Origin of the sequence: Cupriavidus sp. IK-TO18 (assembly GCF_015549295.1) — a bacterium.
Taxonomy (GTDB): Bacteria; Pseudomonadota; Gammaproteobacteria; order Burkholderiales; family Burkholderiaceae; genus Cupriavidus; species Cupriavidus oxalaticus_A.
In genome coordinates this window covers 42,412-51,324 of sequence record NZ_JADGMP010000010.1, presented here as the reverse complement: position 1 = coordinate 51,324, position 8,913 = coordinate 42,412, and the positions used below count along the sequence as shown (strand labels likewise).

The following is an 8,913-nucleotide window of genomic DNA, read 5'->3' as shown; positions in this document are numbered from 1 at the left end:
TCATGGTGCTGGTCGAGCAGCTCCTTGAACTTGAACAGGATGCGCGCGCGGCGCAGCGGTGGCGTCTCGGCCCATGCCGGAAACGCGGCCTTGGCGGCAGCCACGGCGTCGGCAACGTCCTGCGCGGTAGCAAGCGCCACGCGTGCGGCAACTTCGCCAATCGCAGGGTTGTAGATATCGGCCAGGCGTTGCGACGCGCCACGCGTCTGCCGGCCCCCGATGAAATGTCCAACGGTAGTTTGCACAGCGCTGGCTTCTGCAAGGATGTCTTCCACTTCCACTCCTGCTTGATACTGGATATCGAGGATCGGCCGCAATCATTGCGCGCGGTAATAACAGCGCCGCAGCGTCGCTTGCCGCGCATGGCGCAGCGGGCCGGAATGAGCGCAAGCTTGGTGCAGTTGCACCGCCCCGTCCAATGATTTATCGTCAAGCGCAATATAAGCCGCGCTAAATATTGCGCCGCACCACTCGCGCATTCGACACGCCCTCATTGCATTGGACCTCCACCATCTGCGCGCATTCGTCGCCGTCGCACGAGAAGGCAATCTGACCCGCGCCGCGCAACGCCTGCACCTGACCCAGCCCGCGGTCAGCCTGCAGCTCAAGGCGCTGCAGTCGGCGTGGCGCATCAAGCTGTTCGAACGCACCGCCGCCGGCCTGACACTGACCGCGGACGGCGCTGCACTGCTGCCGCTGGCCGAGCGCATCCTCGACGGCGTGGGCGACCTTCAGCACACCGTCGATGCCATGCATCACACGGTGCGCGGGCGGCTGGCGATCGGCACCATCCTGGATCCGGAATTCACGCGGCTGGGACCGATGCTGCGCACGCTGGTCGAGCGCCACCCGCAGATCGGCACCGAGCTGCGCCATGGCATGTCGGGCTGGGTACTGCAACAGGTACGCAGCGGCGCGCTCGACGTCGGCTTCTACCTCGGCCAGCCGGCCGACGCGAGCTTCCATGCGCTTACGCTGACGCCCTTCTCCTACTACGTGGTCGCGCCCAAGGGCTGGAAGGAACGCACCGCGCTGCGCTCATGGGCACAGCTGGCAACGCTGCCGTGGATCTGGACGCCGCCCGAATCGGCGCATAACCGCCTGCTGTGCGAGCGCTTCGCGCAAGCGGGTGTCGACGCGGCCGGGGTACCCAAGGTAGCGCATGTGGACCAGGAAGCCTCGATGCTGGACCTGGTCCGTTCCGGCGTGGGACTGTCGCTGGTACGCGATTCGATTGCGCTGCGCGAGTCGCATGCGCACGGCCTGGTGATCGTCGAGGGCATGTCCGTGCAGACCGAGCTGACGCTGGTCTGCCTGGCAACGCGCCGCGACGACCCGGTGGTGGCCGCGGTGTTCGGCGTGGCGGAGTCGGTGTTCCGGACCTAGCCCGATGGCGGCGCCGAGGCCGCAGGGGGTTGCAAGTGCCGCCGCAGCCAGTCGCCCAGCGCCGCGAACACTTCGCCGCGCAGCGGCTGTGCTTCGTTGAAGATCTCGTGAAAGCCGTGCGGATACCAGACCTCATCGCGCAGGTCGGGCGGCGCATTGTCGAAGAAGCTGCGGCTGCCCGCCGGATCGACCACGCGGTCGGCGCCGCCGACCAGCATCAGCATCGGCGCCTCCAGCCGCGCGGCATCGGCCTGTGCCTGCGCCATGCCGCGGATAAAGCTCTCCAGCACGCTGGCGGTGATGGTGGTCTGCACCAGCGGGTCGGCGCGGTAGGCCGCCACCACGGCCGGATCGTGCGACAGGTGCCGCGCGTCGATCGGGTTGGGCACGCGCAGGCGCGGCGCCAGCGTCAGCAGCACGCGGTGCAGCGCCAGCATCGGCTGCGCCAGCCGCAGCGCCAGCGCAGGGGATGACAGCACCAGCGCGCGCACCGGGCGCACGCGCGCGGTGGCAAAGCGCGCCGCGATCAGCCCGCCCATGCTGTGGCCGAGCAGGATCGGCAGCTCGTTCCAGTCATGCAGCGCGGCGTCGTAGACCTCGGCCAGGTCCTCGAGATAGATGTCGGGATGGTCGGCCACCATGCGCGCGCCGCCGCTGGCGCCGTGGCCGCGCAGGTCGAACGCGCGCACGCGCAATCCCAATCCGCACAGCAGTTCGGCGACGTGCTGGTAGCGCCCGGCGTGTTCTGCAAGCCCGTGCACCAGCAGCACCGAGCCAAGCGGTTCCGCAAAGCGGCCGGGATCGGGGAGCCAGGTGCGCAGCAGCAGCTCGGTGCCGTCGCGCATGCGCTGGCGGCTTTGCACCGGCGCGTGCGCAATGGCGGGGCCAGGGGCTGTAGTGGTGCCCCGGGCCTCGGCGGCGCCAGCGGAAGCGGGATCGTCCGTCATCGGTTGTGCCATGCGCTACGGTCTCCTCTGCGGCCGGGCCGGCGTGTGCGCCGGCATTGTTCTTTGTCTTGCTGCGTGACTGCACCAAACGCCACAAGGCGATCAGTGACAGCCCTGTTCTTCCCGCGCCGCGTGGCGCGCGTCGCCAGTGCCAGGCACATCCGCGATATCGGCCAGGATCGGGCAATCCGGCCGGTCGTCGCCGCTGCAATGCTGCGCCAGTTGCCGCAATGTATCGCGCATCGCCGCCAGTTCGGCAATGCGCTGCTCCAGGTCGGCCACGTGCCTCAGCGTCAGCGCCTTGACGTCGGCGCTGGCGCGGCCGCGGTCGCGCCACAGCGACAGCAGGTCGCGGATCTCGTCGAGCGAGAAGCCCAGATTACGGGCGCGCCGCACGAAGCGCAAGGTATGCACCGCGCGTTCGTCATAGCGCCGGTAGCCGCCCTCGGTGCGCGGCGGCGCCTTCACCAGCCCGATCGATTCGTAGTGCCGGATCATCTTGGCCGACACGCCCGACGCTTGCGCCGCTTCGCCGATATTCATCGCTTGCCTCCCTGTGCGGTGGCTGCCGTGGCTGCCGTTCTGGACTGCGGATGCCAGCGCCGCAGCAGCAAGGCGTTGCTGACCACGCTGACGCTGGAGAACGCCATCGCCGCGCCCGCCACCACCGGGTTCAGCAGCCCCGCCGCCGCCAGCGGGATGCCGACCACGTTGTAGAAGAATGCCCAGAACAGGTTCTGCCGGATCTTGCGCACGGTGCGGTGCGAGACCGCCAGCGCGTCGGCCACCAGCGCCGGGTCGCCGCGCATCAGCGTGATGCCGGCTGCGTGCATGGCCACGTCGGTGCCGGTCGACATGGCGATGCCGACATCGGCGGCCGCCAGCGCCGGTGCATCGTTGATGCCGTCGCCGACCATCGCCACGACCGCACCGCCCTGGCCCAGCGCCTGCACGCGCGCGGCCTTGTCCTCGGGCAGCACCTCGGCCTGCACCTCGTCGAGGCCGAGCTCGCGCGCTACCCGCGCCGCCGCACCGGCGTTGTCGCCGGTCAGCATCACGGTGCGCACGCCCGCCGCGCGCAGCCGGGCGATCGCCTTGGGCGCGCCCGGCTTGATCGCATCGCCAAACGCAACCAGCCCGACGACGCGTGACGGCGTGGTCTCGACCAGCCACGACACGGTGCGGCCTTCGCCTTGCAGCCGCTGCGCCACCGGTGCCAGCGTACCCGCGTCAGCACCGAGCAATTCGCGCAGGCGTTCGCTGCCGAGTTGCAGCGCCTGGCCGTCGACCACGCCGGAAATGCCGCGGCCCGGCAGCGCCTTGACGTCCTCGGCCCTGGGCACGTCGATGCCGCGCGCCTGCGCCGCGGCCAGCACCGCGCGTGCCAGCGGGTGTTCGCTGCCGGCCTGCAGCGCGGCCAGACGCGCCAGCAGCGCGCCGCCGTCGGCATCGGCGTCGGCATCGGAAGAATCGGCAGCATGCAGCGCCACCACCTCGGGCTTGCCGACCGTCAGCGTGCCGGTCTTGTCGAACGCCACCACGCTGACGCGATGCGCCACTTCCAGCGCCTCGGCGTCCTTGATCAGGATGCCGGCACGCGCCCCCGCGCCGGTGCCCGCCATGATCGCGGTGGGCGTGGCCAGCCCCAGCGCGCACGGGCAGGCGATCACCAGCACCGCCACCGCATTGAGCAGCGCCGCTTCCCAGTTTCCGCCCAGCAGGCCCCAGCCCAGCACCGTCAGCAGCGCGATCACCAGCACCACCGGCACGAACACCGCGCTGACCTGGTCCACCATGCGCTGGATCGGCGCCTTGGCCGCCTGCGCGTGCTCGACCATGCGGATGATGCGCGCCAGCACGGTCTCGGCGCCGACGGCAACGGTGCGCGCCACCAGCAGCCCTTCGAAGTTGATCGCGCCTCCGGTCAGCCGGTCGCCCGGCTTCTTGGGCACAGGCACGCTCTCGCCGGTCAGCATTGATTCGTCCGCATGGCTGCTGCCTTCGATCACCTCGGCATCAACCGGGATGCGCTCGCCCGGGCGCACCACCACCTCGTCGCCGACGCGCACCGAAGCCAGCGGCACGCTGATTTCCTCGCCGCCGCGGCGCACGCGCGCGGTATCGGGGCGCAATGCCGCCAGCGCGCGGATGGCCTCGGCGGTCTGGCGCTTGGCGCGCGTCTCCAGCCACTTGCCGAGCCGCACCAGCGTGATCACCACCGCCGCGCTTTCGAAGTACAGGTGCGGCATGGCGTCGGCAGGCGTGCGCCACATCAGCCACAGCGACAGCCCGTATGCCGCGGTCGTGCCCAGCGCCACCAGCAGGTCCATATTGCCGGCGCCCGCGCGCACCGCCTTCCAGCCAGCCTTATAGAAGCGCCAGCCGAACACGAACTGCACCGGCGTCGCCAGCAGCCACTGCGCCCAGGCCGGCAGCATCCAGTGCACGCCGTACCATGCCAGCACCATCGGCGCGACCAGCGGCAGCGACAGCGCGGCCGAGATCGCCACCGGCCAGGGGCCGTCCCAGAACGCAGGCGTGCGCGCGGCTTGCGTCGACGCAACTGCGCCGGCTTCGGCACCAGCCGCCGGCGTGGCCCCATAGCCCGCGCGCGCCACGGCGGCAGTCAGCGCGGCGTCATCGGCGGTGCCGCGCAGCACCGTGACCGTGGCGCGTTCGGTGGCCAGGTTGACTTGCGCCTCCACCACGCCCGGCACGGCGCGCAGCGCCTTTTCCACGCGCGAGACGCACGACGCGCAGGTCATGTCGCTGACTTGCAGTTCGACGGTGTCCTGCGGCACCGCATAGCCGGCATCCGCCACGGCGCGCGCGGCGGCCGGCAGCACGGCAGCGGAGTCGGCATGCAGGGTGGCGGCCTCGGTGGCAAGGTTGACGGCCACGTCGTGAACCCCCGGCACGCGCGCCAGCGCGTTCTCCACGCGGCGCACGCACGAGGCGCAGGTCATGCCCTCGACCGCCAGGCGCCATTCGGGCGTGTCGTCAAAGTTCTTGGCGGGTTGCGGAGCGAGCACAGCGCTGGAACTTGTCATGGTTCTGGATCATCTACAGTGTCGATGTCAGCATCATGAACCTTACCATCATGGGAAGGTCAAGGGCGGAACAGCATTTCCCGCCACTTTAAAAATCCTCTTGCGCTTCCCACCATGGCAAGGTTCACACTATGTCTGTCGCGGCGCCGTGCCGCCATTCAACCCTTCAGGAGGTTTCCAGCATGATCCAGTTCCAGGTCGAAGGCATGTCCTGCAACCATTGCGTCGGCGCCATCACGCGTGCCGTGCAGGCGGTTGATCCGGCCGCCAGGGTCAGCGCCGACGTACCGACCCAGGCCGTGCGCGTGGACAGCGGCGCCGACACGCAGGCATTGCGGCACGCCATCGAAGACGCTGGCTATCCGGTCAAGTCGGTGTCATAAGCGGCAGGCCTGCAGCAAAAAGGGACGCCCCCGGGCGTGCCCCCGGGCGTCCCTTTTTGCACTGGCCGTGGCGCTGCGCTCAGAAGCGGTAGCCCACGCTCAGGAATGTCACCACCGGGTCGATCTTGATCTTGGTATGCGAAATGATCGTCACCGGGCCAGCCTGCGTGGTCAGCGTGGCGGTGGTGGACAGCGGCAGGTACGACACCGACAGGCCGAGGAACCAGTTGTCATTGATCGCATAGTTGGCGCCGATGTTGAACACCGGATTCCACGACGGCTTGGCGCTGGCGGTCATCCTGGCGCCGGGGATGCCGAACGCGCCATTGACGAATTGCTGGTTGGTGATGGTTTCGTCGGTAAACCAGGTGTAGTTGACGCCGATGCCGACATACGGGCGGAACTTGGTCCTGGCGTCGAAGAAGTGGTACTTGACCAGCAGCGCCGGGCTCCACTGCTTGACCGAGCCGAGCTTGCCGTACTTGGCGTACTCGCCGGTACCCGTGACGTCATGCTTGGGCGGAATGCCCGCGACCAGCTCGCCCGAGATGTTGTCCGTGAAGAAGTGCGTGAACGCCAGGCCCAAGGTGTCGGCGCTCTCGATATCGGCGCCGGTGTTGGCGCGGGTCATGTTGACCGGCCGGCCATTGATGCTGTCGACGGTCATCGGGTCGGCGGAGCTGTTCGGCATCACGCGGAACCAGCCCAGGCTGACGATATTGCTGCCGGCCGATTGTGCTTGTGCGGCTCCTGTCAGCGCCATGACAGCGCCAGCCGCCAGCATCTTCTTCTTGTAGGTCGATTTCATAGTCCTCTTACTCCTCATTCGTTTACTGCCGTATGCATTATCCGGCGGGTATGAGAAGGACTGTTTCACCGACGATACAGAATCGTAGAGGACGCCCCCTAAACGAAGGGTTAACCACTAAGAAACCCAGGCTGAAGACATTGCCAGGCCGGGTAAACGCTGCGTCGGCGCAACGCTTTATGCCGCGCGCCGGAAAAAACCCTGAAAGATACGAGGGTTTAGGGGCCGGCTGCGCAATAGCGCCCGCCTGCCCCTGCCCTACGCGGCGAGACCCACGCTCACGGCGTGACGATTGCGAAGCTCGGCTCGAACTTGTCCATCAGTGCCACCCATGCAGCGAGCGCCTGCGGATCGCCACCGACTTTGGCGCGGCCGGCCTGGGTCTCCGCCTGCAGCGTGGTCTGCCCCGAGAGCACGCCGGTCAGCACCGCGCGCGGCATCGTCAGTGTGGCCTGCGGTGCGGCATGCTGCGCGCCTGCCTTGTAGCGGAACACGCCGTTCTCGACCGTCAGCGCGTAGCGCTTGCCGGTGTCGGGCTGCACCCAGTTGATCGCGACGGTCTTGCCCGCGGCACGGTCGCCGTTCAGGCTGATCGCCAGGTAGTCCAGGAACATGGTGTCGGTCATCGCCCGCAGCACGTCGGGGCTGCCGGTGCGACGGGTGGACCTGGGCGCGCCGTCGCGCAGCTCGGCAGCGCCGGTCAGGTAGGCATTGCGCCAGGTCGACGACTCGGCCTGGTAGCCGAGCTGCTCCAGCGCATCGGCCTGCAGCCGGCGCGCGGCCTGGTTGTCGGGGTCGGCAAAGACCACGTGCTTGAGCACCTCTGCCACCCAGCGGTACTCGCCGCGCGCATACGACGCGCGCGCCCGCTCCAGCACGCGCGCCGCGCCGCCCATGTACTCGACGTAGTGCTTGCCGGCATCCTCGGGCGGCAGCGGGTTCAGGTTGGCGGGATTGGCGTCGTACCAGCCGAGGTAGCGCTGGTAGACCGCCTTGGCGTTGTGGCTGACGGTGCCGTAGTAGTCGCGCAGGTGCCATTCGGAGGCCAGCGACGGCGGCAGCTTCACACGCTCGGCGATCTCGGCGGGCACGTAGCCCAGGTTGGCGAGCCGCAGCGACTGGTCGTGGATGTACTTGTAGCCATCGCGCTGCTTGCCGAGGTAGGTGACGATATTGTCGCGGCCCCAGGTCGGCCAGTGGTGCTGCGCGAACAGCACCTCGGTGCGGCCGCCGAAGCGGTCGATGGTCTCGTCCAGCGCGCGCCACCACTGGTTGGCGTCGCGAACCTGCGCGCCGCGGATGGTGTACAGGTTATGCAGGTTGTGGGTGGCATCCTCGGCCGCGCACAGCGCCTTCCACTGCGGCAGGTACATCAGCATCTCGGCCGGCGCCTCGGTGCCGGGCGCCATCAGGAATTCGATCTGCACGCCGTCGATGGTGCGGGTCTCGCCGGTCCTCGCGATCAGGTCGGTCGGCGGCACCAGCGTCAGCGTGCCCTGCGCGACCGCCTTGCCGAGCCCGGCATCGACCTGGCCGGTGGCCGAGCGCTGCAGGTTGGCGCCATACATGTACTGGGCGCGGCGGCTCATCGCATTGCCGGCAAAGACGTTCTCGCTGACCGCCTCTTCCATGAAGCCTTCGGGCGCCAGCACTTTGACCTTCCCCGCCTTGACGTCGTCTTCGCTGATCACGCCCTTGGCGCCGCCGAAGTGATCGGCATGGCTGTGCGTATAGATCACCGCCACCACCGGCTTCCTGGGGCGGTGCTTGTAGTACAGCTCCAGGCCGGTGCGGGCGGTCTCGGTGGCGGTCAGCGGGTCGATGATGATCAGGCCACTGTCGCCTTCGATGATCGTCATGTTGGAGATGTCGAAGCCGCGGATCTGGTAGATGCGGTCGGTCACCTGGAACAGGCCGTGGTTCATGTTCAGCCGGGCCTGCCGCCACAGGCTGGGATTGACCGTCGCCGGTGCGACATCCTTGTCGATAAAGCGGTATGAATCCAGCGACCACACCACCCTGCCTTGCGCATCGCGGATCTCGCCGCTGTCGATGGTGCCGATGAAACCCCGGCGCGCGTCCTCGAAATCACGCTGATTCTGGAACGGCAGTTGCTGAAGCACGGCGGCCTGGGCGCGGGCCGTGGCGTCGCTGGCCGGGTTGGGCGGTGTAGGCGCGGCACTGGCCGATCCGGAAGCGCCAGCGAAAACGAGGGCTGCGGCGAAGGCCGCGGCAGTAGAGGTCGGGTACGACATGCGGGTCTCCATGCGGGTCTCCTTCAGGCGCTGTCAGCGAGTGGTGTCCAAAGATTGTGCTGAACGTTCAGTACAATATTGAAG

The 8,913-nt window shown here is 68.3% G+C and carries 8 protein-coding genes; 2 read left to right on the top strand and 6 right to left on the bottom strand.

What is annotated here, in order from left to right; all coding sequences use genetic code 11:
* Positions 1-221 (bottom strand): aldehyde dehydrogenase family protein (locus IPF36_RS34590; protein WP_368671138.1); only part of this gene is annotated, 221 nt, incomplete at its 3' end.
* A 277-nt stretch (positions 222-498) separates the two neighbouring features.
* Here IPF36_RS34590 and IPF36_RS09970 point away from each other — a divergent pair.
* On the top strand, positions 499-1,386 hold the full coding sequence (locus IPF36_RS09970; RefSeq protein ID WP_135706148.1) for a LysR family transcriptional regulator: 888 nt from the start codon (positions 499-501) through the stop codon (positions 1,384-1,386).
* Here the strand turns inward: IPF36_RS09970 and IPF36_RS09965 are convergent.
* The 3 genes from IPF36_RS09965 to IPF36_RS09955 form a co-directional block, all read right to left on the bottom strand.
* Positions 1,383-2,345, bottom strand: a complete 963-nt coding sequence (locus IPF36_RS09965) for an alpha/beta hydrolase (protein WP_135706149.1) — start codon at positions 2,343-2,345, stop codon at positions 1,383-1,385. The genes IPF36_RS09970 and IPF36_RS09965 overlap by 4 nt on opposite strands.
* 90 nt (positions 2,346-2,435) lie before the next feature.
* The gene (gene cueR / locus IPF36_RS09960) at positions 2,436-2,876 is read right to left on the bottom strand and encodes a Cu(I)-responsive transcriptional regulator (protein ID WP_195427888.1); all 441 of its coding nucleotides are present in this window, start codon (positions 2,874-2,876) and stop codon (positions 2,436-2,438) included.
* Positions 2,873-5,383: a heavy metal translocating P-type ATPase gene (locus tag IPF36_RS09955; protein ID WP_255519734.1), complete on the bottom strand. Its 2,511-nt coding sequence runs from the start codon at positions 5,381-5,383 to the stop codon at positions 2,873-2,875. Before IPF36_RS09955 ends, cueR begins: the two co-directional genes overlap by 4 nt.
* 182 nt (positions 5,384-5,565) lie before the next feature.
* Here IPF36_RS09955 and IPF36_RS09950 point away from each other — a divergent pair, with 182 nt between their 5' ends.
* The gene (locus IPF36_RS09950; protein ID WP_195427887.1) at positions 5,566-5,766 is read left to right on the top strand and encodes a heavy-metal-associated domain-containing protein; all 201 of its coding nucleotides are present in this window, start codon (positions 5,566-5,568) and stop codon (positions 5,764-5,766) included.
* Between the two features lie 79 nt (positions 5,767-5,845).
* Here IPF36_RS09950 and IPF36_RS09945 read toward each other — a convergent pair whose 3' ends face one another.
* A complete protein-coding gene (locus tag IPF36_RS09945; RefSeq protein WP_135706151.1) occupies positions 5,846-6,574 on the bottom strand; it encodes an OmpW family protein in 729 nt (242 codons plus the stop codon).
* 278 nt (positions 6,575-6,852) lie between these two features.
* A complete protein-coding gene (locus IPF36_RS09940) occupies positions 6,853-8,829 on the bottom strand; it encodes an alkyl/aryl-sulfatase (RefSeq protein ID WP_195427891.1) in 1,977 nt (658 codons plus the stop codon).
* Positions 8,830-8,913: the final 84 nt, after the last annotated feature.

What these genes read in the sequence shown, in the direction of transcription:
- IPF36_RS09965 (WP_135706149.1), bottom strand. Translation starts at nt 2,345, where the DNA reads ATGGCACAACCGATGACGGACGATCCCGCTTCCGCTGGCGCCGCCGAG.
- cueR (WP_195427888.1), bottom strand. Translation starts at nt 2,876, where the DNA reads ATGAATATCGGCGAAGCGGCGCAAGCGTCGGGCGTGTCGGCCAAGATG.
- IPF36_RS09955 (WP_255519734.1), bottom strand. Translation starts at nt 5,383, where the DNA reads ATGACAAGTTCCAGCGCTGTGCTCGCTCCGCAACCCGCCAAGAACTTT.
- IPF36_RS09950 (WP_195427887.1), top strand. Translation starts at nt 5,566, where the DNA reads ATGATCCAGTTCCAGGTCGAAGGCATGTCCTGCAACCATTGCGTCGGC.
- IPF36_RS09945 (WP_135706151.1), bottom strand. Translation starts at nt 6,574, where the DNA reads ATGAAATCGACCTACAAGAAGAAGATGCTGGCGGCTGGCGCTGTCATG.
- IPF36_RS09940 (WP_195427891.1), bottom strand. Translation starts at nt 8,829, where the DNA reads ATGTCGTACCCGACCTCTACTGCCGCGGCCTTCGCCGCAGCCCTCGTT.